Annotated in this window: 19 protein-coding genes; 6 read left to right on the top strand and 13 right to left on the bottom strand. The window is 72.5% G+C overall.

The features are described from left to right. Window positions 1–208: 208 nt before the first annotated feature. Window positions 209–2,749 carry a helicase C-terminal domain-containing protein gene (locus AB0M67_RS21250; protein WP_365747573.1) on the bottom strand — a complete coding sequence of 847 codons (2,541 nt, stop codon included), beginning with the start codon at window positions 2,747–2,749 and terminating at the stop codon, window positions 209–211. A gap of 294 nt (window positions 2,750–3,043) precedes the next feature. On the opposite strand from AB0M67_RS21250, the gene AB0M67_RS21245 reads away from it, so the two are divergent. Beyond that, on the top strand, window positions 3,044–4,102 hold the full coding sequence (locus AB0M67_RS21245; RefSeq protein ID WP_365747572.1) for a hypothetical protein: 1,059 nt from the start codon (window positions 3,044–3,046) through the stop codon (window positions 4,100–4,102). Window positions 4,103–4,180: 78 nt separating this feature from the next. Here AB0M67_RS21245 and AB0M67_RS21240 read toward each other — a convergent pair whose 3' ends face one another. The 4 genes from AB0M67_RS21240 to AB0M67_RS21225 all read right to left on the bottom strand — a co-directional run bounded on the left by AB0M67_RS21240 (window position 4,181) and on the right by AB0M67_RS21225 (window position 8,118). Next, a complete protein-coding gene (locus tag AB0M67_RS21240) occupies window positions 4,181–5,065 on the bottom strand; it encodes an AraC family transcriptional regulator (RefSeq protein WP_365747570.1) in 885 nt (294 codons plus the stop codon). Window positions 5,066–5,192: 127 nt separating this feature from the next. Next, window positions 5,193–5,999: an ABC transporter ATP-binding protein gene (locus tag AB0M67_RS21235; RefSeq protein ID WP_365747569.1), complete on the bottom strand. Its 807-nt coding sequence runs from the start codon at window positions 5,997–5,999 to the stop codon at window positions 5,193–5,195. Further along, the gene (locus tag AB0M67_RS21230) at window positions 5,996–7,087 is read right to left on the bottom strand and encodes an iron chelate uptake ABC transporter family permease subunit (RefSeq protein WP_365747567.1); all 1,092 of its coding nucleotides are present in this window, start codon (window positions 7,085–7,087) and stop codon (window positions 5,996–5,998) included. The genes AB0M67_RS21235 and AB0M67_RS21230 overlap by 4 nt, the downstream gene beginning before the upstream one ends. Further along, on the bottom strand, window positions 7,084–8,118 hold the full coding sequence (locus AB0M67_RS21225; RefSeq protein WP_365747565.1) for an iron ABC transporter permease: 1,035 nt from the start codon (window positions 8,116–8,118) through the stop codon (window positions 7,084–7,086). Before AB0M67_RS21225 ends, AB0M67_RS21230 begins: the two co-directional genes overlap by 4 nt. Window positions 8,119–8,283: 165 nt before the next feature. Between AB0M67_RS21225 and AB0M67_RS21220 the strand changes: the two genes are divergently transcribed. Further along, window positions 8,284–8,928, top strand: coding sequence for an HAD hydrolase-like protein (locus AB0M67_RS21220; RefSeq protein WP_365747563.1), 645 nt, complete (start codon window positions 8,284–8,286; stop codon window positions 8,926–8,928). Here AB0M67_RS21220 and AB0M67_RS21215 read toward each other — a convergent pair. Next, window positions 8,898–9,167, bottom strand: coding sequence for a hypothetical protein (locus tag AB0M67_RS21215; RefSeq protein ID WP_365747561.1), 270 nt, complete (start codon window positions 9,165–9,167; stop codon window positions 8,898–8,900). The two genes, AB0M67_RS21220 and AB0M67_RS21215, sit on opposite strands and share 31 nt — an antisense overlap. Window positions 9,168–9,363: 196 nt before the next feature. Between AB0M67_RS21215 and AB0M67_RS21210 the strand changes: the two genes are divergently transcribed. Further along, entirely contained in the window at window positions 9,364–9,747 is a 384-nt protein-coding gene (locus AB0M67_RS21210; RefSeq protein ID WP_308354918.1) for a cold-shock protein, read from the top strand. A 51-nt stretch (window positions 9,748–9,798) separates the two neighbouring features. Here AB0M67_RS21210 and AB0M67_RS21205 read toward each other — a convergent pair whose 3' ends face one another. From AB0M67_RS21205 to AB0M67_RS21190, 4 genes are all read right to left on the bottom strand, one after another. Then, the gene (locus AB0M67_RS21205) at window positions 9,799–10,647 is read right to left on the bottom strand and encodes a 1,4-dihydroxy-6-naphthoate synthase (protein ID WP_365747559.1); all 849 of its coding nucleotides are present in this window, start codon (window positions 10,645–10,647) and stop codon (window positions 9,799–9,801) included. Then, window positions 10,644–11,396 carry a futalosine hydrolase gene (locus AB0M67_RS21200; protein ID WP_365747558.1) on the bottom strand — a complete coding sequence of 251 codons (753 nt, stop codon included), beginning with the start codon at window positions 11,394–11,396 and terminating at the stop codon, window positions 10,644–10,646. The genes AB0M67_RS21205 and AB0M67_RS21200 overlap by 4 nt, the downstream gene beginning before the upstream one ends. 63 nt (window positions 11,397–11,459) lie before the next feature. After that, window positions 11,460–11,939 (bottom strand): DUF2771 domain-containing protein, encoded by a 480-nt coding sequence (locus tag AB0M67_RS21195; RefSeq protein WP_365747556.1) that lies wholly within the window; start codon window positions 11,937–11,939, stop codon window positions 11,460–11,462. Window positions 11,940–12,019: 80 nt separating this feature from the next. Next, the gene (locus tag AB0M67_RS21190) at window positions 12,020–13,381 is read right to left on the bottom strand and encodes an MFS transporter (protein WP_365747554.1); all 1,362 of its coding nucleotides are present in this window, start codon (window positions 13,379–13,381) and stop codon (window positions 12,020–12,022) included. Between the two features lie 480 nt (window positions 13,382–13,861). On the opposite strand from AB0M67_RS21190, the gene AB0M67_RS21185 reads away from it, so the two are divergent. Further along, window positions 13,862–14,815, top strand: a complete 954-nt coding sequence (locus AB0M67_RS21185) for a DUF3027 domain-containing protein (RefSeq protein ID WP_365747552.1) — start codon at window positions 13,862–13,864, stop codon at window positions 14,813–14,815. A 657-nt stretch (window positions 14,816–15,472) separates the two neighbouring features. Beyond that, a complete protein-coding gene (locus AB0M67_RS21180; RefSeq protein WP_365747550.1) occupies window positions 15,473–18,592 on the top strand; it encodes a molecular chaperone Hsp90 in 3,120 nt (1,039 codons plus the stop codon). 89 nt (window positions 18,593–18,681) lie between these two features. Here AB0M67_RS21180 and AB0M67_RS21175 read toward each other — a convergent pair whose 3' ends face one another. Together AB0M67_RS21175 and AB0M67_RS21170 are read right to left on the bottom strand one after the other, a co-directional pair. Next, window positions 18,682–21,228, bottom strand: coding sequence for an HAD-IC family P-type ATPase (locus AB0M67_RS21175; protein ID WP_365747549.1), 2,547 nt, complete (start codon window positions 21,226–21,228; stop codon window positions 18,682–18,684). Window positions 21,229–21,406: 178 nt separating this feature from the next. After that, window positions 21,407–21,736 (bottom strand): DUF2530 domain-containing protein, encoded by a 330-nt coding sequence (locus AB0M67_RS21170; protein ID WP_365747547.1) that lies wholly within the window; start codon window positions 21,734–21,736, stop codon window positions 21,407–21,409. Between the two features lie 220 nt (window positions 21,737–21,956). On the opposite strand from AB0M67_RS21170, the gene AB0M67_RS21165 reads away from it, so the two are divergent. Further along, window positions 21,957–23,411, top strand: coding sequence for an NCS2 family permease (locus AB0M67_RS21165; RefSeq protein ID WP_365747545.1), 1,455 nt, complete (start codon window positions 21,957–21,959; stop codon window positions 23,409–23,411). 90 nt (window positions 23,412–23,501) lie between these two features. On the opposite strand, the gene AB0M67_RS21160 is transcribed toward AB0M67_RS21165, so the two are convergent. Further along, complete coding sequence (locus tag AB0M67_RS21160) at window positions 23,502–23,699, bottom strand: BrnA antitoxin family protein (RefSeq protein WP_249952130.1); 198 nt, start codon at window positions 23,697–23,699, stop codon at window positions 23,502–23,504. Window positions 23,700–23,755 lie beyond the last annotated feature (56 nt).

Below are 23,755 nucleotides of genomic sequence, written 5' to 3'. Positions count from 1 at the left end.
CGGCGTGGTGCGGGTGCGTGCGTTGTGGTGCCGGGGGCCGGGGCCTCCGGAGGTACATGTCCGGACGGCACGATTTACGGCGCGACTCTGGCCAGTCGTTGGTTCGGGCGTCCGTGCGCCACAAATCGCGCTTTAGTGTCCGGACACGCACCTCCTCCGACCCCGACCCCCTCCCGCCCGTGGTCGGCTCCCACCGCCGCGTCCGCGATTACGCCGGGTCGTCCGCCAGTTCCGCCACTCCCGTGATGCGGTGCAAGGGGTACGTGCGGACCTCGTCCGCCGTGTGGTCGTAGCCCGTGACGTAGCCGCCCTCCACCCGTACCGGGGCGATGACGCGTTGGCTGGCCGCGCCGTCCGCGTTGACGTAGCCGATCCAGACCGCCGAGCCGGTCATGGCGGCGGCCTGGACCGTGGCGAGGGTTTCCGCCGAGGTGGTGCGGGGGAGTGCGCCGTTTCTGGAGGCCGCCGCGGCGGAGGCCAGGGCGGCGGAGCCGGAGCCGGAGGGTTCCGGGACCGGTTTGTGGACGACCGTGGCGGCCAGGTCGCCCGCGCGGATCGCCCTTACCGCCGCGCTGAGCAGCGCCGTGTCCGGGGTGGGGGGTCCGTCGGGGACCGGGGCGGGGGCCGTTCTGGGTGGGGTGCGGTGGGCGTGGGCGCGGGTGATCATGACGTCGCCCTCGGCCGATTCGGCGGCCGGTGCGAAGCCCATGACGCGCAGCCCGTCGAGCAGGGCGACCGCGTCGGCGTGGGCGGCCAGCACGGTCGGGGCGAGGCGGCGCAGCCGCAGGCCCTGGGAGCGTTTGTCCGCCAGGATCTCGTCGAGTACGGCTTCGTCGTCGCAGCGTACGTACGCGGAGGCCGCGCCGACCCGGAGGTGGCCGTGCTTACGGGCCACGTCGTCGATGAGGTAGGCGAGCGGCTGGGGGACCGGCGTACGGCTGTGGTTCCTGAGGAAGTCGTGCAGGTCGGAGGCCGACTGTCCGGCGTCGAGCGCGCGGCGTACGGAGCCGGGGGTGAAGCGGTAGACGGTCGCCCCGCCCTTCGACTCGACATCGGCGGCGATGGCGAGCAGCTCGGCGAGTGGGCGCAGGAGGGGGCCGGGCGCCACGGCGGTGAGGTCGGCCTGGAGGAGGACATGGTCGAGGGGTTCGGGGAGGAGCGGGGCCAGGGCGCGGGCGGCGCGCAGGCCCGCCGCGGCCACTTCACCGGGCGTGTGGGTGCCCTCGCCGGAGGTGTCCGCGCCGTCCGGTGCCAGCAGGGCTCGGGCGTGCGACGCGAGCGCGCCCCGGCCCGTGATGCCCAGCATCTCCGCTTCGTTGAGGGTCCAGGCCGCCAGCCGCGTGCGCAGATCGTCGGCCCGGCCGGCGCCGGAGGCGCCGCGTAGGGGGCGTTCCCAGCGCAGCCGGGCGAGCAGCGACTCGGGGTCGGGGGCCTCGCCCTCGGGGAGGGTGGCGAGGAGGTCGAGGATCCGGCGCCGTACCTCGGGCGCGGCGCCGCGGTCCAGATCGGGGCCGAGCGCGGCGAGCGTACGGCCCTTGGAGTCCTGGCTGCCGACCAGACCGGCCGTACGAGTCGCCGTCAGCCAGGCCGTGGCGAGCCCGGCCCATCGTTCCGGGGCGGGCAGTTCCTGCCAGTCGTCGTAGGCGGGGGTCGGTGCGTACCGTTCGTCGGTTTCGCCGTCGGCCGCCAACAGCCCGGCGGCGTAGGCGAGTTCGACCCAGAAGGCGGCGACGGGCTCGGAGACGTCCAGGGCGGTGGCGGTGCGCTTGAGGTCGCGTACGGACAGACCGCCGGCCCGCAGGACGTTCGGGCCGCCCTCGTTCCAGTCCTTGGCCAGCTCCTCGATGGTGGCGAGCGTGGTGTACGCCTGTCCGGCCGCCGTGTTGTCCACAACCTGTGGACGGGCGCCGGTGGACGCGTCCGAGACGCGGGGCGCGACGGCGGGTGCCACGGGCTCCGGCGTACGGTGCGCGCGCCCGGCGCGCAGATGCAGCGCCGCCTCGCGCGGCAGGACGACCGTACGGGTGGTCGCGGGCAGCAGCAGCCCGCGGTCGCGCAGCCACTGCACGGGCGGGGTGGGGCTGGAGGTGACCTCGCCGTACGGCGGCCCCCACACCAGCCGGTCCAGCACCGACAGGGCCTCGACGGGGGCGGTGTCGAGCAGCGCCGCCATCCGCGTCCGGTCGGTGAACAGCGCGGTGAGCGAGGCCACCGCGGAGACCGGATCGTGGGTGGAGGGCAGCCCGGCGGCGGTCAGGATCTCCTGGAGCCGGCCGGGCGACATGCCCGCGGTGGCCTCGGCGACCGTCGGGCCGAGCCCGGTCGGCGAGGGGTGGGTGGGGGAGGGGGCGAGCAGTTCGCGGGCGGTGCGTACCAGCCGCAACCGGTCGTCCGCGCCCCAGATCAGCGCCCGGTCGCGCAGCGTCGCCACCGCGCGGGGCAGGGCCGCCTCGATCTCCGGGTCGCCCTCGTCGCCGGTCAGCAGCGCGCGCAGCGTGTCGTACGGCGCGGGCTCCGCGGCGACGGCCAACGCCTCCGCGGTCTGGAGCGTGAACCGGTCGAGCCGTTCCAGCGCCCGTACGACGGAGGCACGGGTGCCCGCGCGCGTCGCGAGCTGCGAGAGGTCGCTCGGTACGGGGCTGAGCAGATCGGGGCGGGCTCGCAGGAGCGCGACGAGCGATCCGTCACCCTGGGTGCGCAGGGCCTCCGCGAGCGTACGCGGTGGCGTACCGCCGGTTCCTTCTGGCACGTGCGCCTCCTGATCAGGCTTCGCGGGTCCCCATCCGTTCCACGTTAGCCCCTGGGAGGCGCTCTGCCGCGCCCCCGGGCCATGGGGGCGCCGCCGGGCCTTCTTCGTACTGGATGAACGGGTGGATGTACGGGCGGACGCGCGGGCCGGATGTACGGGCCGGATGTGCGGGCCGGATGTGCGGGTGGAGGTACGCGGAGGTACGGGGTGGACGTACGGGAGTGACTTCGACACGATCGCCTACGGGTATCCGTCGTGATGGCGGCTGCCGGGCGTGCCTGTGCGGAGGACTGTGTGGGGATCGAGAGCGATCAGCTGGTCTATGACTACCTGAGTCGTGTGGGAGACGAGGCTCAGCAGCGGCAGCTGCCCTCCGGGGACCGGATGCGGCTGGTGTCGTCGCTGCGCAACGAGATCGACAAGCAGCGCGGGAAGGCCGGCGGGGACAGCCCGGCCGCCGTACGCCGCATTCTGGGGCGGCTGGGGACACCGGACGCGGTGGTACGGGCCGCCTCCGAGGGCGCCGCGGGCGACGACGCCCCCGCCCGTCCACCGGAGCCACGGCCCGCGCTGCCGGAGCAGCGGACCCGGCGGCTGAAGGGCGCCAGGAGGCTGGTCATCCCGGAGCAGGCGGCGGAGTCGCCCGCGCCCGCGATGCCCGCAGCGTCGCCGCCGCACCTGGCGGGGATGGACGAGCTGGGCCCGCACGGCGGCGGCCCGGGGCCCGACTGGTGGCGGATCGAACCGGGCCCGATGGGCTCGGCGGAGCAGGTGCCGGGGTTCGTGGGCGGGGTCGAGATCCCCGACATACTCAAGCCACCGCCGAAGGAGAAGCCGGGCAGGACGGCCGAGGGCGCGGCAGCCGAGGACGACGGGGACGGAGACGGGGACGGGGCGGAGGACGCGGCCGGAGAGGCGGCGAAGGACGCCGGCCGTCGTCGGTGGCGTCCACGGCTGTCGCGCCGGGGCGCGGGCGCGGGCACAGGCGCGGGCGCGGAGAAGAAGGCCGGCGGACTCACCCACCCCTTCCTGCTGCTCGCCGCCGCGCTGCTGGTCGGCGGAGCGGTGTTCGGTTCCTGGTTGGCCCTGGGCGGCGGCTGGCTCCTCGCGTACGTCTCCCGCACGCTGTCCCGCGCGGAAGCCAAATGGGCGGTCTTCGGCCTTCCCGGGGTCTCGGCCGCCGGAGGTGCGGTCTGGCTCTGGGGCCGGCTGGACGGCCGCTGGGGCGAGGCGATCCCGGAGGACGGGATGGCCGACGCCCTGTCGGGCGCCTGGCCGGTGGTGCTCCGTACGGCGGCGGTGACCTCCGCGCTGTATCTGGTCTGGCGTTCGCGGCGCAAGCGGGCCGGCTGAGCTCCGGGCGGGAGCGAGGCGGGCCCCGCACCGAGAAGAGGCGGGGCCCGCACCGAGAACCGGTACGGGCCCCACCCCTCACCCCTCCTCGCGCTCCACCCGGATCCACAACTCCGCGTCCGCCCGCGCCCCGTCCTCCGACAGACGGGTACGGAGGATCTCGGGGCCCGGCACGCTCCGGTACGGATTGGACGGGAACCACTGCGTATAGATGTCCCGCCACAGATACTGGAGCGCCCGCGGGAACTCGCCCGAGCTCTCGAAGACCGCCCACGTCCCCGCCGGGACCGTCAGCGTCGCCATCCCCTCGGGCGCGGGCGCGTCGGTCACCACGCCGTGCAGATAGTCGAGTTCGGTGCCCTCCGCGCGGCTCTCCGCGAGGTCGTCCGTGACGGCGACGATCCCGCGCGGCTCCTGGCCGGAGCGCTCCCCCAACTCCCCGAGCTCCTCCAGCCGCTGGAGCGTCTCCCGGCCGAGGCCCCGTATGAACGAGACGATCGCCGGGTTCATGCCCTCGTGCACCAGCGGGACCCGTGTCTTCGGGCCCACCACCCTGAACTCCGTTTTCTGGACCACCCGGTACCGCATGTCGGTACTCCCTTCGACGATGAGACGAAAGGACATCCGTGGCTGGGAGCGCAGCGCCGCACCGGTCCGCCGGGCCTCGCCAGGACCGACGCCGTGCAGCGCACGGAACGCGCGCGCGAACGCCTCGCCCGAGCTGTACCCGTACCGCACCGCCACATCGAGCAGCGTCCGCTCCCCGCCGAGCACTTCGGCGCCCGCGACGGTGAGCCGTCGGCGCCGGATGTACTCGGAGAGCGGCATGCCCGCCAGCGCTGAGAACAGCCGCCGGAAGTGGTACTCCGACGTGACCGCGATCCGCGCGAGTTCGGCCACCTCGATCGGCTGACCGAGGTTCCGCTCGATGTGCTCCATGGCCTGGTTCAGCCGCTCCAGCATCACCGGATCTCCTTCCCTTGCTGATCAGCCACGTTAGGGAGAGGGCACCTCGCCGGACCCGGCAATCCGTGCCCGGTCCTGTCGGGTCGCGTGTCAGGAGGTTCGGGTCGCGCGGGAGGTCCGGAGGTCACGAAGCGCGCGAGGAGTCCGGCCGGTACGGCGCGCCCGGTACCACCAGCGGCGACCCCGTCACCGGGTCCGGGACCACCACCGACTCCAGGCCGAAGACCTCCCGTACCAGCTCCGCCGTCACCACCTCCGCCGGGCGCCCCTCCGCCACGATCCGCCCGGCCTTCATCGCGACCAGGTGATCCGCGTACCGCGCCGCCTGGTTGAGGTCGTGGAGCACGATCACGACCGTACGGCCCTGGTCGTGGTTGAGGCGCCGGACCAGATCGAGCACCTCCACCTGGTGCGCGATGTCCAGGAAGGTCGTCGGCTCGTCCAGCAGCAGCAGATCCGTCTCCTGCGCGAGCGCCATCGCGATCCACACCCGCTGGCGCTGGCCACCGGACAGTTCGTCCACCGACCGGTCGGCGAGCGACGTCACGTCCGTACGTTCCATCGCGTCCGTGACCGCGCGCTCGTCCTCGTCCGACCACTGCTGCCACCAGTGCTGGTGCGGCTGACGGCCGCGCGAGACGAGGTCGGCGACCGTGATGGCCTCCGGGGCGACCGGCGACTGCGGGAGCAGGCCGATCGACTGCGCGATCTTCCGGGTCGGGATCCGCGCCAGCTCCGTACCGTCCAGCAGTACGGAACCGCCGCGCGGCTTCAGTAGCCGGCCGAGCGCGCGCAGGGTCGTCGACTTCCCGCAGGCGTTCGGGCCGACGATGACCGACACCCGCCCGTCGGGGACGGTCAGATCCAGCTCGTGGACGACCGTGCGGTCCTCGTACGCGAGCGTCAGCTCGCGGGCGGTGAGCCTGCTCATGCCTTGCCTCCTGCGGTACGGCCGCGGACGATCAGCCAGATCAGATACGGGGCGCCGACCGCCGCCGTCAGTACACCCACCGGGAGTTCGGTCGGCGAGAGCAGTCTGCGGGCCAGCAGATCGGCGAGGACGACGAGCACCGCCCCCATCAGCGCCGAACACAGCAGCGGGATCTGCGCGGTACGGGTCATACGGCGGGCGATCTGCGGCGCGAGCAGCGCCACGAAGTCCACCGGACCCGCCGCGCCCGTCGCGACCGACGCCAGCACCACACCGAGCAGGGCGAGCCCGAGCCGGACACGGCCGAGCCGTACGCCCAGCGCCGTGGCGGTGTCGTCGTCCATCGAGACCGTGCGCTGCGCGTACGCCGCCCACAGCACCGCGGGCACCAGCGCGAGCAGCAGCCAGCCGAGCGGCGCGGCGAAGTCCCAGCCCCGGCCGTTGAGCGAGCCGGTCATCCAGACCTGGGCCTGCTGGGCGACCAGATAGTCGCCCTTGGTCAGGAAGAGCGTGGTGACGGAGCGCAGGGCGATCGCGAAGCCGATGCCGATGAGCACGAAGCGCGTGGCGTGCAGCCCGCCGCGCCAGGCGAAGACGTACACCAGCGCCGCCGCGACGATACCGCCGGCCACGGACAGATACGGAAGGACGGTGTACGAGGTGACGCCGAAGGTCATCGCGCCGACCGTGAGCGCGCTCGCGCCCTGGCTGATGCCGATGATGTCGGGGCTGGCGAGCGGATTGCGGGCGACGGTCTGGATCAGCGCGCCCGCGACGCCGAACGCGAGCCCGACCAGCAGCCCGACCACCATGCGCGGCAGCCGCAGTGTGCCGACCACCAGCTCGTTCGACGAGGGCTGTCCGAGGAGCACCTTCAGGACCTCGGACGGTGGTACGAAGCTCTCGCCGACGCTCAGATACGCCACGCACACGGCGGCCAGCACGGCGGTGAGCGCGACCGCCACGGCCGCCGCCCGCCGGTGCAGCAGGAACGAGGCGCGTCCGATCCGTACCCGCGTATAGCCCGCCGGCCGTATCCCGCCCGCCCCGGCGACGCTCTCCGGGGCCTCCTTGAGGGCCGTCGTCATGCCGGCACCGCCTTCCGGCGTACGAGAGCGACCAGGAACGGCACCCCGAGCAGGGCCGTCATCACACCCGCCGGGACCTCGCCCGGCGGGAAGACGACCCGCCCGACGACATCGGAGACCAGCAGCATCACGGGCCCGATCAGGGCCGCCATCGGGAGCACCCAGCGATGGTCCGAGCCGACGATCGCGCGGGCGATATGCGGAACGGCGAGCCCGACGAAGGCGATCGGCCCCGCCGCCGCGACCGCCGCTCCGATCAGTACGGTCGCGCCGAGGCCGCCGACGATCCGGACGGCCCCGACGTTCTGGCCAAGCCCCTTCGCCACGTCCTCGCCGAGGGCCAGGGCGTCCAGGCCACGGGCCACGGATATCACCAGTACGGTGCCGATCAGCAGGAACGGCCAGATCTGACCGGCGATTTCGGCGTCCCGGCCCGCGATCGAGCCCACCTGCCAGAAGCGGAACTCGTCCATCGTCGCCGCGCTCGTCGTCAGCACACCCGTCGTCACGGACACCAGCAGCGCGTTGATCGCCGCACCGCCGAGGGCGAGCTTGACCGGGGTCGCGCCGCCACGTCCGCTCGACGCGATCGCGTACACCGCCACCGACGCCACCGCCGCACCCGCGAACGCGTACCAGACATAGCCGGAGAGCGTGTGCACCCCGGCGAGGGCGATGGCCAGGACGACGCCCACGGAGGAGCCCTGGCTGATGCCGAGGATGCCGGGGTCGGCGATCGGGTTGCGGGTGATGCCCTGGAGGGCGGTGCCGGCCAGCGCGAGCGCGGCGCCGACCATCAGCCCGATCAGCGTGCGCGGCACCCGCAGTTGGCGGATGACCTCGGCGTCGTCGCCGCGGCCACCGTGCAGCAGCGCGTCGATGACGGCGGAGGGAGCGACGGCGCGGGCCCCGACCGCGAGACTCAGCAGGACCGAGAGCAGCAGGGCCACGACGGCTGCCGCCGTCCAGCCGATACGGCGGGCGACCAGGGCGTGTCTGGTGCTGTGGATCGGCGGGGCGGCGGCTGGCATCGGAACCTATCGGACGGTGCGGCGGACAGACGAGGTCGGACGGGCGAGGGCGGGCGGGGCGGACGAGCGGTGGTTAGGTTTGGCTAAGTCTAAGCACCCGGTTCCGGCCATCCGCCGGGGCCCGACGCCCCTACGGGCAGCCCGGAGCCTGGGCACAATGACCGCATGGCTTCCCTCACGGCTCGGCAACCGCTCACCGTCGGCTTCGACCTCGATATGACCCTGATCGACTCACGGCCCGGGATCCGCGCCGTCTACCAGGCGCTCTCCGAGGAGACCGGGGTCCCGATCGACGCCGATCTCGCGGTCACCCGGCTCGGGCCGCCGCTCGAACAGGAGCTGGCGCACTGGTTCCCCGAGGAGCGGGTCGCCGAAGTGGCCGACCGCTACCGGGAGATCTATCCCACATACGCGATCCCGCCGACGCGGGCGATGCCCGGCGCCCGGGAGTCCGTCAGCGCCGTCCAGGAGCTGGGCGGGCGCGCGATCGTCGTCACGGCCAAGCACCAGCCGAACGCCCAGCTCCACCTCACCCACCTCGGGATCGAGCCGGATGTGGTGGTCGGCTGGCTGTGGGCCGAGGCCAAGGGCGAGGCGCTGCGGGAGTACGAGGCGTCGGTGTTCGTCGGCGACCACATCGGTGATGTGCGCGGGGCGCACACGGCTCAGGCGCTGTCCGTCGCCGTACCGACCGGGCCGTGCGACGAGGAGGCGCTGCGCGGCGCCGGAGCCGACGTGATCCTGCCCGACCTGACGGCCTTCCCGACCTGGCTGGAGGGTTACGCGGCGGGCTTGGCCCGTCGGCGCTGAGCGGCGATCGAGCGCAGCACACCCGCGGCGGCGATCACGAAACCCACGCCCATCAGCATGCAGACGGCGTAGGCGATGGACGGGAAGGGCTCGGAGCCGAGGAACAGCGGAGCGACGGTGATCAGGGTGGCGATCGCGCCGACGATGAAGACGATCGCGCCGATACGGACCAGCCCGTCGCCGGGTCCGGCCTCTTCCGTCGCACGGGCCGTCACACGGGGTTCAGGAGTAGCAGTCACGCCACCAGGGTAGTTCCCTGCGGAAAGCAGCGGACAGGAACCGTCCGGCGACGTCTTGTCACCAGCCTCTGGACCATTAGCCTTGGTGGTGGCGGGTCGATGGACCCGCTGTAGTGCTATCCAGAGCCGTTTTTGCGCGCGCCAGGGGGTGTCGACATCCTCCGGCGCCCCAACGAGTACGAGGACGAGGACAGACGTGCCTACCGGCAAGGTCAAGTGGTTCAACAGCGAGAAGGGCTTCGGCTTTCTCTCCCGCGACGACGGCGGAGACGTCTTCGTGCACTCGTCGGTCCTCCCCGCCGGAGTCGACGCGCTCAAGCCAGGCCAGCGCGTGGAGTTCGGTGTGGTGGCGGGACAGCGCGGGGACCAGGCGCTCTCGGTGACGGTCCTCGACCCGACGCCCTCGGTCGCGGCGGCCCAGCGCCGCAAGCCCGACGAACTGGCCTCGATCGTCCAGGACCTGACGACGCTGCTGGAGAACATCACGCCGATGCTGGAGCGCGGGCGCTACCCCGACAAGGCGCAGGGCGCGAAGATCGCCGGCCTGCTGCGCGCGGTGGCCGACCAACTGGACGTGTGACCGGGGCGGGTGAGCCGGGCCGGTGATCCGGCCTGTGAGCCGGATGGGCAGTCAGACGAAACGCAGCGCGTCGTGGCCGAGGGGCGGTACGAGTCCCTCGGCCGCGGCGCGGGTGAGCAGCCCGCGGACCGCCGCGTAGCCGTCCTCGCCCAGATCCGCGGTGAACTCGTTGACGTACAGCCCGATGTGCTGGTCCGCCACCGCCGGGTCCATCTCCTGGGAGTGCGCCAGTACGTACGGCCGTGAGGTCTCCGGATCGTCCCAGGCCATCCGTACCGACCTGCGGATCGACTCGGCCAGCAGCTGAAGCGCCTCGGTGCCCAGCGAACGCTTCGCGATGATCGCGCCGAGCGGGATCGGCAGCCCGGTCGTGGACTCCCAGTGCTCGCCCATGTCGGCGAGGCGGTGCAGCCCGTAGTTCTGATAGGTGAAGCGCGCCTCGTGGATGACGAGTCCGGCGTCCACCTTGCCGTCGCGTACCGCGGGCATGATCTCGTGGAAGGGCAGTACGACGACCTTGCCCACCCCGCCGGGGAGCACATCCGCCGCCCACAGCCGGAAGAGCAGATAGGCCGTGGAGCGCTCGCTCGGTACGGCGACGGTCCCGCCGGTCAGATCGGCGCCCGGCTCCTTCGTCAGCACCAGCGGGCCACAGCCCCGGCCCAGCGCGCCGCCGCAGGGCAGCAGGGTGTACTCGTCCAGGATCCAGGGCAGCACGGCGTACGAGACCTTGAGAAGGTCGAACTCCCCGCGCTCCGCCATGCCGTTGGTGATGTCGATGTCCGCGAACGTGACATCGATCTCGGGCGCGCCGGTGACCCTGCCGTGTGCCCAGGCCTCGAAGACGAAGGTGTCGTTGGGGCAGGGCGAGTAGGCGATCTGCAACGGCTGCGGGGTCATGACGGCTCCTCGAATACGGGGGTGAGCAGCGTGAACGCGTACCGCAGCGCGTCCAGCGCCTCGCCGATCCGCCAACCGGCGCGGTCGCGCGGGCCGACGGTGTTGGAGATCGCGCGGATCTCGGCGCACGGTACGGAGTGGGCGGCGGCGGCCTCCGCGACCCCGAAGCCCTCCATCGCCTCGGCGGCGGCGCGCGGATGACGCGCGGTCAGCTCGGTGGTACGGGCGGCCGTGCCGGTCGCGGTGGTGACGGTGAGGACGGGCGCGAGAACCGAGTGGACCCGCGGATCGGCGTCCAGGACCTTCGACAACCGGGCGGTCAGCGCGGTCGACGGCCGGTGGACGCTACGGCCGAAACCCAGCTCCTCGACCGGCAGATAGCCATCGGGGGTCTCGGCGCCCAGATCCGCGGCGATGATCGTGTCCGCGACGACGAGCGAGCCCAGCGGGGCGTGGGGCGCGAAGCCGCCGCCGATGCCGGCGGAGATGACGAGATCGTACGGCGGGTCGTACGGGGAGGCCGCCAGCGCCGTCGCCGTGGCGACCGCCGCCGCGGCCGGCCCCGCGCCGCCCGCCAGGACCTCCACCACCGGTATCCGTACGGACCCCGGCCTCGGTGTGAACTGCGCGTGGGTCGTCATCTCGTACCCACCCGTCAGCTCCCGGACACCGGCGCCCGCGAACCGGCCGAGGCCCGCGGCGACGGCGTCCGCCTCCGCGGCCACCGCCGTGACGACAAGTACACGCATGGCGGGAGCCTCCAGTGGTGCCCGGTCTCCGGGGCCGTACCGGCCGCCGGATCACCGGGTCGGTCAGGACTTCTTCTTGAACTCGAAGTGCCAGATGCCGGTCAGTGTCTTGCCGTTGGTCTCCACGATGCTGACCTGGGTGTCGCTCGTGGTCTCGCCGGTCTGGGTGGAGAAGAAGGCGTTGCCGGGGATGGTCCGGTAGGTCTTCTCGTACGGCTCCTGCTCGGCCTGCTGACCGTTGATGAAGAGCGTCCAGCCGTGCTCGGCGATCGTCGGGTCGACCCCGAAGTGGACCTTGTCGTCCATCGAGATCTCGACGACCTTGTCCGCCTTCTTGTTCAGGCAGGGCTGGATGTCGGCGGCTTTGATCGCCTTGCCGTCGTTGTAGCAGGCCGCCTCGGTGTTGATCGAGTTGTCACCGACCGTCACGGTCGCGAGCGGCGTCGGCTTTTCACAGGCGGCGAGGACGAGGAGTCCGGCGGACACCGCACCGAGGGCGACACCGGCCCGGCGGTACCTACCAGAGAAGAACGCAACGGTCATGGGGCGAAGGCTATCGGTCGCCCGAGCCCACGCCGCGAGGGGGTACGGCGAGCCGTCCACCGGGGCGGCCGGGGCGGGTGTCACGCGACGCGCGCGTGCGCCGTGCCGCGCCGTGCCGCGGTCAGCAGTCCGCGTACGGCCGTGATCGCGCCGACCCCGACGATCGCCGCGGCGACCGACATCCCCAGCACGCCGTTGAGCGGCAGCGCGATACCGATCGCGCCGCCCACCACCCAGGACATCTGGAGCAGCGTCTCCGAGCGGGCGAAGGCGGAGGTCCTCACCTGCTCCGGTACGTCCCGCTGGATCACCGCGTCCAGGGAGAGTTTCGACAGGGCCTGGGTGAATCCGGCCACCGCGCACAGGACCGCCATCATCAGGCCGCCGAAGAGCAGCGCCGCGACGATCGCCGCGGTGAGGGCCACGCCCAGGACGGTGGCGATGATCAGTTCAGGACCGCGGGCCTTCAGCCAGGCGCCGACCGCCGTCCCCAGGGCGTTGCCCGCGCCGGCGGCCACGCCCACGATGCCCAGGGAGACGACAGCGCTGTGCCCGAAGAGCGGATGCTCGCGCAGCAGGAAGGCGAGGTAGAAGGTCAGAAAGCCGGAGAGACCGCGATGGGACGCGTTCGCCTGGAGGCCGTGCAGCACCGCCGGGCCGACCGTACGCAGCGAGGGCTTCCTCTTCGCCCCCTGGGCGACCGTGACCAGCCGCGCCCTGCGCTCGCCCTTCGCGGAGTCCACCTTGCCCGGCAGCGTGAACGCCAGGAACGTGCCGGCGAGAAAGATCAGGCACGCGCCGTACAGCGGCCACCTCGGACCGATCAGGTGCAGCCCCGCGCCGATCGGCGCGGCCACACCGGTGGCCAGCAGCCCGGCCAGGGTGACCCGGGAGTTGGCCCGCACCAGTGAGAACCGGGGCGGCAGCAGCCGGGGCACGACCGCGCTGCGGACCACCCCGTACGCCTTCGACGCCACAAGCACCCCGAGCGCGGCCGGATACAGCTCCAGACTGCCCGTGATGACGGCGGTCGACATCAGGATCGCGAGCGCGGCCCGGGTGAACATGGCACAGGCCATGGCGGCGCGGCGGCCGTGCGGGAGACGGTCCAGGAGCGGGCCGATGACGGGGGCGAGCAGAGTGAAGGGCGCCATCGTGACGGCGAGATAGAGCGCGACGCGGCCCCGGGCCTCGTCCGTCGGCACGGAGAAGAAGACCGTGGACGCGAGAGCGACGGTGATCATGACATCGCCCGCGCCGTTCACGGCGTGCAGTTCGATCAGCTTGCCGAGCCCCGACTCCCCCGCGCCGTGCGCGTGGGTGGCCTTGCGGATCCCCCTCGCCCCGGCCGTCAGAGGGAGCCGCAGGGCATGGCCGATGGCCCGCCCGGTCTTCCGGACCGGCCCGGCCGTATGTGTGTCGGACGACCTCACGGCTGCCACCTCGACATAGTGCCCCAAGGCCTCCTGGTGCGAACCGATTCGGAGCGTGACGGGGCCGTGACGGTGCCATGAAGGACGAGCCGACGTGAGTCACCGGCGAGCCGGGGAGAGTTCACCGTCCGGTACCGGAGCGAGGGACGCGCCCGGAATCTCTCCTGGGTGGATCCGAACACATTGTCGGCCTCCCACCATGGGGTTCCTCCGGGTCACGGCCTGGTTGCGGTGTGGGCCGAAGTCCGGGAAAGGCGGCGTGCAGGTGGGCGGGGGGCGAGAGAGGGGGTAGCGTGCGTAGCGCGCCACCGGCGGTTGTTCTCGGCCGCGCGCCTCTTCGTCATCCCGCAGAATGGATAACGATAGGTGTGCCCGAGGAGAGATCGGGCGTGGACGTCGATGCGGCCCTCTGGTCCGCTCCGCCCTCGGCTCGTACATCGCGAATCGGCCGGCGCACCCGTGAGACGGCGTAGGAGAGAAGCGAGACCTGTGAGTGCTGCGACGACGCGAAGCCGAACCCCCGACCGCCTGTGCGCCGAGGCGGTAGACCTCGCCAGGTCGGCTGCCGAGGAGGCCGCCGCACCCGGCGTTGTCGGGGAACATGTCTCGGTGGTGGCGGACGGGGACCGGGTCGTCACGCACTTCTTCGAGTGCAAGGAGCCCGGCTACCGGGGCTGGCGCTGGGCGGTGACGGTGGCGCGGGCATCCCGCGCGAAGATCGTCACGCTCGACGAAACGGTGCTCCTGCCAGGCCCCGACGCCCTGCTGGCCCCTGAGTGGGTGCCCTGGAGCGAACGGCTGCGCCCCGGCGACATGGGCCCAGGCGATCTGCTGCCCACCGAGGCCGAGGATCTGCGGCTGGAGCCCGGCTACTCCGGCGCGGACGCACCACCGCCGAACTCGGTGCTGCCCGATGTGGTGACCCCGCAGAACCTCGCGGACCTCGTCGAGGCGGAGGACGCGGGGCCCGAGGCTCCCGAATCGGCGGCCGACCGCGCGACGGACACGGCACCCGCTCCCGAACGTGGCTCGATCGCGTCCGTCGCCGAGGAACTCGGCATGCGCCGGGCGCGGGTGCTGTCGCGGTACGGGCTGCACGCGGCGGCGGACCGCTGGGACGAGGCGTTCGGCGCGAAGACCCCCATGGCACAGGCGGCGCCCGCGCCCTGCGTGACCTGCGGCTTCCTGCTGCCCCTCGCGGGCTCCCTGCGACAGGCCTTCGGCGTCTGCGCGAACGAGTTCTCGCCGGCGGACGGGCGGGTCGTGTCGCTGGCGTACGGGTGCGGGGGGCACTCCGAGGCGGCGGTGATGCCGAAGCCGCCGCGGCGGGCGGCGCCGGTACTGGACTCGATGGCGACGGACGCGTTTCCGCTGAGGCCGTCGCCGGACAGCGGGTCGGTGATCACGACGGAGGACGAGTCGGAGGACCTGGGCCACTCTTAGCCTCCCGGCTGGGGGTCGTTGTCCGGGTTCGTTTCGGCGGGGGCCGGTTTCCGGGTGCGGGTCGTGGTCCGGGGTGCGTTTCGGCTGGGGCCGGTGGTGCGGTGCGCCTCCGGCGGGGTGCGGGTGCGTGGCCGGGTGCGGGTGGTTGCCGGGGTGCGCTCCGGGCTCGCGTCCGGGACTGCATGATTTACGGCGCGACCCTGGCCACAGTCGAGATGCGGGCGTTCGCGCGCCACAAATCACGCTCTACGTCCCGGACACGATCCCTGCGCGCCCCCCTTCACCGCCCGTCACGGACTGGCCCGGTCGTGCGCGAGGCGGACCACCGGGGGGAGGGGGTCGGGGTCGGAGGAGGTGCGTGTCCGGACACTAAAGCGTGATTTGTGGCGCGCGACCGCCCGAACCATCGTCTGGGCAGCTGCGCGCCGTAAATCATGCCGTCCGGACATGTACCTCCGGAGGCCCCGGCCCCCGGCACCACAACGCGCCCCGCGCCGAAGGCGCACCGCACCACGACCCCCCGCCGGGAGGCGAAGGCGCACCGCACCACGACCCCGCCGGAAGGCGAACCGCGCCATACCCGAACCCCCGACGGACCGCGACGCGCGGTACCTTCGGGCCCGCACGTACGCGACAGCGAAAGAGCGGAGTCACAGCGTGAGCGTCAGGACCACCGAAGGGGCCGACCCGTTCGGGACGGCTCGGCTGCGGCGTGGAGTACTCGATGCCTGGGGCGCCAGCCCCGCGCGGTTCCGGGAGGACGCCAACGCCGAGGAGGACCTCGCGCTCGGCGGCTACCGCGACCGGCTCGTCATCGAGCTGGCCCAGAACGCCGCGGACGCCGCCGCCCGCGCCGGCGTGCCGGGCCGGCTCAGGCTGACCCTGCGCCCTGGCGGAGCCGATGGCCCCGCCGTACTCGTCGCCGCCAATACGGGCGCGCCGCTCGACGCGACCGGTGTCGAGTCGCTCAGTACGCTGCGCGCCTCGGCCAAGCGCGAGGGGCACGAGGGCGCTGTCGGCCGGTTCGGTGTCGGGTTCGCCGCCGTACTCGCCGTCAGTGACGAGCCCGCCGTCATCGGGCGGCACGGCGGGGTCCGTTGGTCCCTCGCGGAGGCCCGCGAGCTGGCCGGGCGGGCCGCGCAGGCCAGCCCCGGCCTCGGGGACGAGCTGCGGCGCCGCGACGGACACGTACCGCTGCTGCGGCTGCCGCTGCCGGCGGAGGGCACGGCACCCGAGGGGTACGACACGGTCGTGATCCTGCCGCTGCGGGACGGCACCGCCGCCGATCTGGTGGCGCGGCTCCTCGCCGAGGTCGATGACGCGCTGCTGCTGGCGCTCGCCGGACTCGCCGAGGTCGTGATCGAAACCCCCGACGGGGTACGGGTGTTGCGCCGGTCGCAGGACGGCCCGTACATCGACGTGGACGACAGCGCGGACGGCGCCACGCACCGCTGGCGGGTCGTCGGACAGCACGGTGCGACGCCGCCCGCGCTGCTCGAAGGGCGGCCCGTGGAAGAGCGGCTGCGGCCCCACTGGTCCGTCACCTGGGCGGTGCCCGTGGACGGCGAGGGCGCCCCGGCGCGGCCCCGTACCGCGCCCGTCGTGCACGCGCCGACGCCCACGGACGAGCCGCTCGGCGTGCCCGCGCTGCTGATCGCCTCGCTGCCGCTGGACACCACACGGCGCCATCCCGCGCCGGGACCGCTCACCGACTTCCTGGTCGGGAAGGCGGCCGACGCGTACGCGGAGCTGCTCGGCGGCTGGGAGCCGGTGTCGACCGGCACCATCGATCTGGTGCCCGGTCCGCTCGGCAAGGGCGAGCTGGACGGCCGGCTGCGGGCCGCGATCCTGGAGCGGCTGCCCCGGGTGGCCTTCCTCGCCCCGGCGGCTCCGAGCGAGGAGCTGACCGCGCTGCGCTCGTTCGAGGCGGAGGTCGTGGAGGGCGCGGGCGCCGACACCGTGAGTGTGCTGGCGGAGGTGCTGCCGACGCTGCTGCCCGCGGGGTTGGAACGGCGGGTGGAGCTGCGCACGCTGGGCGTCGGGCGGCTGCCGCTCGGGGAGGCCATCGAGCGGATCGCGGGCGCCGAGAGGCCGGCCGGCTGGTGGTGGCGGCTGTACGAGTCGCTCGCGGGTGTCGACCCCGAGCGGCTGTCCGGGCTGCCGGTGCCGCTGGCCAATGGGCGTACGACGATCGGGCCGCGGCAGATCCTGCTGCCGCTGCCGGACGCCGCGGGGTCGGCCGATCTGGCGCGGCTCGGACTGAAGGTGGCGCATCCCGAGGCCACGCATCCGCTGCTGGAGAAGCTGGGCGCGCTGCCCGCCACGCCTCGTGCCGTACTGACCACCCCGCAGGTACGCGCGGCGGTCGCCGCTTCGCTGGACGCGGGCGAGGTCTGGGACGAGGACGTCGACACGCCCGACGCGGAGGAGCTGGCCGAGATCGTGCTCGGTCTCGTACGCGACGCCGGTCTGGAGGTGGGGGACGAGCCGTGGCTCGGCGCGCTGGCGCTGACCGACGAGGACGGCGAGCTGGCGCCGGCCGGTGAACTGGTGCTGCCGGGAAGCTCGTTCGCGTCGGTGCTGCGTGAGGACGAACTCGCCTTCTGCGACGCGGAGCTGGCCGAGCGCTGGGGCGAGCAGCCGCTCGCCGCGTGCGGCGTCCTGGCGGACTTCGCGCTCGTACGGGCCACGGATGTGGTGCTGGACCCCGATGAACTGGAGCCCCGCGAGGGGGACTTCGCCGAGCCGGACGACGCCGGGCTGCTGGACGCGGTCGACGTGTGGTGCGAGGACGTACTGGACCGGCTGCCGGAGACGCCCGTACCGCCGGTCGCGACCGAGATCGTGGCCGTACGGGATCTGGATCTGGTCGATGACGACGCGTGGCCGCGCGCGCTGGCGCTGCTGGCACGGCCGCCGCTGCGGGACGCGCTGACGCAGTCCGTACGGGTGCTGCTGCCGGACGGTACGACGGAGACGGTGCGTTCGTACACCGCGTGGTGGCTGCGCGACCATCCCGTACTCGACGGGCGCCGCCCGGCCGGACTGCGGGCCGCGAGCGGTGACCCGCTGCTGGCGGGGCTGTACGACTCCGTGGACGCGACGGGCTTCGACGATGCCCAGGTGCTGCGGGCGCTGGGGGTGCGGACCTCGGTCGCCGCGCTGCTGGACGAGCCGGGCGGCGGGGCGGAGCTGCTGGGGAGGCTGGCCGACCCGGAGCGGGAGGTGAGCCCGGAGCAGCTGCACGGGCTCTACACGGCGCTCGCGGATCTCGATCCCGAGCAGGTGACGCTCCCGGACGAGCTGCGGGTGGTCGCCGACGGCGAGGTACGGGTGGCCGACGCGGCGGACGCGGTGATCGCGGACGCGCCCGATCTGCTGCCGCTGGCGGGCGGGCTGCCGCTGCTGCCGGTGTCACCGACCCGGGTGACCGAGCTGGCCGAGCTGCTTCAGGTACGGCGGCTGAGCGAGGTGGTGGCCGACGCGGCGGAGGTGACCACGGAGGGCGAGGAGCACACGGTCCCGGACTCGGTCCGCGTACTGCTCGGCGCGGGCACCCCCGGCACCTATGTGGAGCACGAGGAACTTCTCGCGGGCGGTGTCGAGCTGGACTGGCGCCGTACGCCGGACGGAGTGGTGCACGCGGCGACGCTGGAGGGTGTGGCGGCGGGGCTCGCCTGGGCGGCGGGCCAGTGGCCGCGGCGCTTCGAGGTGGCGGCGCTGCTGGAGGATCCGTCGCGGACGGCGGAGCTGGCCAGGGACCGCTGGTTCGACTGACAGCGCGCCCGGCGGGGCAGGGCGGGGCAGGCGGAGCAGGCGGGGCGGGGCGGGCGCGGCGGCGTTCGGTCCGGCGCGCCCGCCCGGAACTACGCCGGGAATCTGCGGCCCACCCACCGCCAGCACAACTCCAGCGCTGCCGACGCCACCACCGCGATGGCCACCGCCGTCCACGGCATCGTCGTGCCCACCAGCTTCAGCGCGAAGAAGTGCTGGAGCCACGGCACCGCCAGCACCAGCAGGAACCCGGCCCCCATCGCCACCACCAGGCCGATCCGCCACCAGGTGTAGGGGCGCGCGACGATCGCCAGCACCCACATGGAGACGAGGAACAGCGTGAGCGTGGCCGCGCTGGTCTCCGCGTTCAGCGCGTCGGGGCCGGAGTAGTAGTTCCGGGCCAGCAGATACGTGACGAAGGTCGCGATCGCCGCGATGACGCCCGAGGGGATCGCGTACCGCATCACCCTGCGCACGAAGTTCGGCCGCGCGCGCTCGGTGTTCGGGGCCAGCGCCAGGAAGAACGCCGGGATGCCGATCGTCAGCGTGGAGAGCAGCGTCAGATGGCGGGGCAGGAACGGGTACTCCACCTGGAAGCAGGCCACCAGGACCGCGAGCAGCACCGAGTAGACCGTCTTCGTCAGGAAGAGCGTCGCCACGCGCGTGATGTTGCCGATGACCCGGCGGCCCTCGGCGACCACCGAAGGCAGCGTCGAGAAGCTGTTGTTCAGCAGGACGATCTGGGCGACGGCGCGTGTCGCCTCCGAACCCGAGCCCATCGAGACGCCGATGTCCGCGTCCTTCAGCGCCAGGACGTCGTTGACGCCGTCCCCGGTCATCGCGACCGTGTGCCCGCGTGACTGGAGCGCGCCGACCATGTCGCGTTTCTGCTGGGGCGTGACCCGGCCGAAGACCGCGCCGGAGTCGAGCGCCTCCGCCATCGCCGTCCGCTCGGCGGGCAGCTGCCGGGCGTCGACCGTGTGCTCCGCGCCCGGCAGACCGAGCTTTCCGGCCACCGCGCCGACCGAGACCGCGTTGTCGCCGGAGATGACCTTGGCGGCGACGTCCTGTTCCGCGAAGTACGCGAGGGTGTCGGCGGCGTCGGGCCGCAGCCGCTGTTCCAGGACGACGAGCGCGGTCGCGCGGGCCCCGGACGCGGCGTCGGGCGCGTCGAGCTCGCTGTCGACGCGGGCGAGCAGCAGGACGCGCAGACCCTGCCGGTTGAGGTGGTCGATCTCGGCGAGCACGGGATCGTCGGAGGCCAGCAGCACATCGGGTGCGCCGAGCAGCCAGCGGGCGGCCTCCCCGTCGGCCTGCCCCTCGGCCTGCCCCTCGGACTCACCGAAGGCGGCGCCGCTGTACTTGCGCGCGGAGGAGAAGGGCAGCGCCTGCGTGACGGGCCACCGCCCGCTCTCGTCGCGGTACGCGTCGATGATCGCCTGGAGGCTGGCGTTGGGGCGCGGGTCGGACCGCCCGATCGCGCCGAGGACCCGCCGTACGTACGTCACGTCCGCGCCGTTCAGCGGTCGCAGCTCGCGGACGTCCATGCCGCCCTCGGTGAGCGTGCCCGTCTTGTCGAGACAGACGACATCGACACGGGCCAGCCCCTCGATCGCGGGCAGCTCCTGCACCAGGCACTGCTTGCGGCCGAGCCGGATGACCCCGATCGCGAAGGCGACGGAGGTCAGCAGGACGAGCCCCTCGGGGATCATCGGCACGATGCCGCCGACGGTCCTGGCGATGGAGTTCTTGAAGTCGTTCTGCTGGACGACGAGCTGGCTGATGATGAGTCCGAGGGCGGTCGGGATCATCATCCACGTGACGTACTTGAGGATCGTGCTGATGCCGTTGCGCAGCTCGGAGTCGACCAGCGTGAAGCGGGACGCCTCCTCCGCGAGCTGCGCGGCATAGGCGTCGCGCCCGACCTTGGTCGCCCGGAACGCGCCGCCGCCCACGACCACGAAGCTGCCGGACATCACCTGGTCGCCGGGGCGCTTCAGCACCGGATCGGCCTCGCCGGTCAGCAGCGACTCGTCGACCTCGATGCTGTCGGCCTCGACCATCTCGCCGTCGACCACGACCTTGTCACCCGGGCCCAGCTCGATGAGGTCCCCGAGGACGATCTCGCTGGTGGAGATCTCGGCGGCGACGCCGTCACGCCGTACGGTCGGTTTCGCCTCGCCGATGACCGCGAGCCCGTCGAGGGTCCGCTTGGCGCGCCACTCCTGGATGATGCCGATCCCGGTGTTGGCGATGATCACGAAGCCGAAGAGGGTGTCCTGGATCGGCGCGACGAAGAACATGATCACCCAGAGAACGCCGATGATCGCGTTGAAGCGGGTGAAGACGTTGGCGCGGATGATCTCGGAGAGGGAGCGGCTGCTGCGGACCGGAACGTCGTTGACCTCGCCGCGTGCGACATGCCGCGCCACCTCGGCGGCGGTCAGGCCGCGGTGGCGGTCGTCGGGCCGGGGCGGCCTCATGGGGTGTACGGGGTCGAGTTCGGCGCCCGCGTCGATGACCCGGCCGGTCGAGGGTGGCGAGCCGGTTGGGTCGATCGGGCCGTGAGATCCGCGGCCGTGCGGCTCGGGGCCATGGGGCTCGGGGCCGTCGGTGTCGATCTTCGCCCGCTGCGTCATGGTTCCGACGGTACGGCCGGTGGGGCGCGTTCACCCGCCGGCCGGGGGGAAGATCCGACCCGGGGACGAGGCGGATCGTCCCCTGGCAGTACGCCGAGGGCGGCTGGGATGCGACTTTGGCGGGGGTCGGAGCTCAGGGTGTGCCGGGGTCGGGCGGAGGCTGGGCCGGGGTCGGAGCTCAGGGTGTGCCGTCGGGGTGGCCGGAGCCGTCCGTCCCGTTCGGGTTGTTCGGGTCGTCCGACTTGTCCGCCGCCAGGGCCGCCGCGCGCTTGATCGCCGCGTCCCGTCCCCGTACGTACCAGATCCCGATGAGCCCGAGCCCGCCGCCGGCGAGACAGGTCCAGATCCACCAGGTGTGCCCGTGATCGCTGAACCAGCCGTAGAACGGAAGCTGCAGAAGGAAGAGGGCGAACCAGATGATCGTGCCGCCCGTGATGGTGCCGACGACCGGCCCCTCCAGAGGCTCGGGCGCCGCACGCCGGGGAGTTGCCGTCCAAGAACCGGTCATGCCCGTCAGTCTATGCGGGGCCTCGGGAAGGCAGGCGCCGCAGGGCTCTACGCGCGGAGATAGCGATCTTCGACTCATGTATTCATACTGAAACGGTTTCTGGCTGACTTGTTTTGTTCGTCTGAATGTCCAAGTCGAGCTGGATTTCGCTCGCTAGTCCGCTCTTCCCTGTCTGCTCCTGTCCTTTCCTGTCTCCTTCGTATGACGACTGAGGTTCCGCATGCCCCCCTCGGCCACCGCTCAGGTCGGTTCCGACGCCCAGCCGCCGACCCCCGGGCAGCCGTCCGGCGGGCTGGACCGGTTCTTCAAGATCTCGGAGCGCGGCTCCACGGTCGGCCGTGAGGTACGCGGCGGCTTCGCCACCTTCTTCGCGATGGCGTACATCATCGTGCTGAACCCGATCATTCTCGGAAGCGCGAAGGACATGTACGGGCATCAGCTCGACAACGGTCAGCTGGTCACCGCGACCGTGCTGACCGCGGCCTTCTCCACGCTGCTGATGGGGGTCATCGGCAATGTGCCGATCGCCCTGGCGGCCGGCCTCGGCGTCAATACCGTCGTCGCCCTCCAGCTCGCCCCCAGGATGAGCTGGCCCGACGCGATGGGCATGGTCGTACTCGCCGGTCTCGTGGTGATGCTGCTGGTCGCGACCGGGCTGCGGGAGCGCGTGATGGGCGCCGTGCCGCTCGGGCTGCGCAAGGGCATCGCGATCGGTATCGGCCTCTTCATCATGCTGATCGGGCTGGTCGACTCCGGCTTCGTCTCGCGTATCCCGGACATCGCCCAGACCACCGTGCCGCTCCAGCTCGGCTCCAACGGGCATCTGCACGGCTGGCCGGTGCTGGTCTTCGCCATCGGGGTGCTGCTCACGCTCGCGCTGATCATCCGTAAGGTGCCGGGCGCGATCCTGATCTCCATCGTGGCGATGACGGTCCTGGCGATGATCATCAACGCGGTCGTGAAGGTGCCCAGCTGGGGTCTGACGACCCCGAAGTGGCCGGGGAACCCGGTCTCCACCCCGGATTTCGGTCTGGTCGGGGACTTCAGCCTGTTCGGCGGCTTCGAGAAGGCAGGCGTCCTGACCGGCGTGCTGTTCGTCTTCACCGTGCTGCTGTCGTGCTTCTTCGACGCGATGGGCACGATCCTCGGCGTCGGCGACGAGGCCAAGCTGATGGACAAGCAGGGGAACCTGCCCGGTATCAACAAGGTCCTCTTCGTCGACGGCATCGCGGTCGCGGCCGGCGGCGCGTCCTCGGCCTCGGCGAACACCTGCTTCGTGGAGTCCACGGCCGGTGTCGGCGAGGGCGCGAGGACCGGGCTCGCGTCCATCGTCTCGGGTCTGCTCTTCACGGTGGCGCTGTTCCTCACGCCGCTGGCGACGATGGTCCCGTCCCAGGCCGCGACGCCCGCTCTGGTGGCGGTCGGCTTCCTGATCCTGGCCGGTTCCGTACGGGACATCGACTGGAGCGACTACACCATCGCCGTTCCGGCCTTCCTGGCGATGGTGATGATGCCGTTCACGTACTCGATCACCAACGGCATCGGTATCGGCTTCATCAGCTTCAGCGTGCTGCGGCTGGTGGCCGGTCGGGGCCGTGAGGTGCCGGTGGCGATGTATGTCGTGTCGGCGGTCTTCGTCTTCTACTACGCGATGCCGGCGCTGGGCCTGACGTAGCGCCGGGGCCTGACGCGGCACCCCGGCCCGGTCCCGGGCCCGAGCCCGGGCCTGGGGGCGGGCTCACCGCGAGCGGGGGCGGGGGCCGCCTCATTTCACCCCGTACTCGTTCACCCCGTAGAACTTCTCCGTCTCCTCGACGGCCGACTTGAAGCGTTCGTCGAAGTCATCGCGAATGAGCGTCCCGACCACATAGTCCTGGACGCTCATTCCGCGTTTGGCGGCATGCCGCCTGAGCCGGTCGAGCAGCTCACCGTCGATCCGCAGGCTGAGCACTGTCGATCCCATACGCACCAGGGTCGGGCCCATACGCGCCCCCGTGCGTCACTTTCCGCAGCGCTCTC

The sequence above is a fragment of the Streptomyces sp. NPDC051662 genome, from assembly GCF_040681655.1.
Lineage (GTDB): Bacteria > Actinomycetota > Actinomycetes > Streptomycetales > Streptomycetaceae > Streptomyces.
This window is presented reverse-complemented; position numbering and strand designations above follow the sequence as displayed.

Bases quoted from the DNA above. Each gene is read 5' to 3' on its own strand.
- AB0M67_RS21205 (WP_365747559.1), bottom strand. From the start codon at position 10,647: ATGACCCCGCAGCCGTTGCAGATCGCCTACTCGCCCTGCCCCAACGAC.
- AB0M67_RS21165 (WP_365747545.1), top strand. From the start codon at position 21,957: ATGCCCCCCTCGGCCACCGCTCAGGTCGGTTCCGACGCCCAGCCGCCG.
- AB0M67_RS21235 (WP_365747569.1), bottom strand. From the start codon at position 5,999: ATGAGCAGGCTCACCGCCCGCGAGCTGACGCTCGCGTACGAGGACCGC.
- AB0M67_RS21240 (WP_365747570.1), bottom strand. From the start codon at position 5,065: ATGCTGGAGCGGCTGAACCAGGCCATGGAGCACATCGAGCGGAACCTC.
- AB0M67_RS21195 (WP_365747556.1), bottom strand. From the start codon at position 11,939: ATGACCGTTGCGTTCTTCTCTGGTAGGTACCGCCGGGCCGGTGTCGCC.
- AB0M67_RS21160 (WP_249952130.1), bottom strand. From the start codon at position 23,699: ATGGGATCGACAGTGCTCAGCCTGCGGATCGACGGTGAGCTGCTCGAC.
- AB0M67_RS21230 (WP_365747567.1), bottom strand. From the start codon at position 7,087: ATGACGACGGCCCTCAAGGAGGCCCCGGAGAGCGTCGCCGGGGCGGGC.
- AB0M67_RS21170 (WP_365747547.1), bottom strand. From the start codon at position 21,736: ATGACCGGTTCTTGGACGGCAACTCCCCGGCGTGCGGCGCCCGAGCCT.
- AB0M67_RS21220 (WP_365747563.1), top strand. From the start codon at position 8,284: ATGGCTTCCCTCACGGCTCGGCAACCGCTCACCGTCGGCTTCGACCTC.
- AB0M67_RS21225 (WP_365747565.1), bottom strand. From the start codon at position 8,118: ATGCCAGCCGCCGCCCCGCCGATCCACAGCACCAGACACGCCCTGGTC.
- AB0M67_RS21200 (WP_365747558.1), bottom strand. From the start codon at position 11,396: ATGCGTGTACTTGTCGTCACGGCGGTGGCCGCGGAGGCGGACGCCGTC.
- AB0M67_RS21175 (WP_365747549.1), bottom strand. From the start codon at position 21,228: ATGACGCAGCGGGCGAAGATCGACACCGACGGCCCCGAGCCCCATGGC.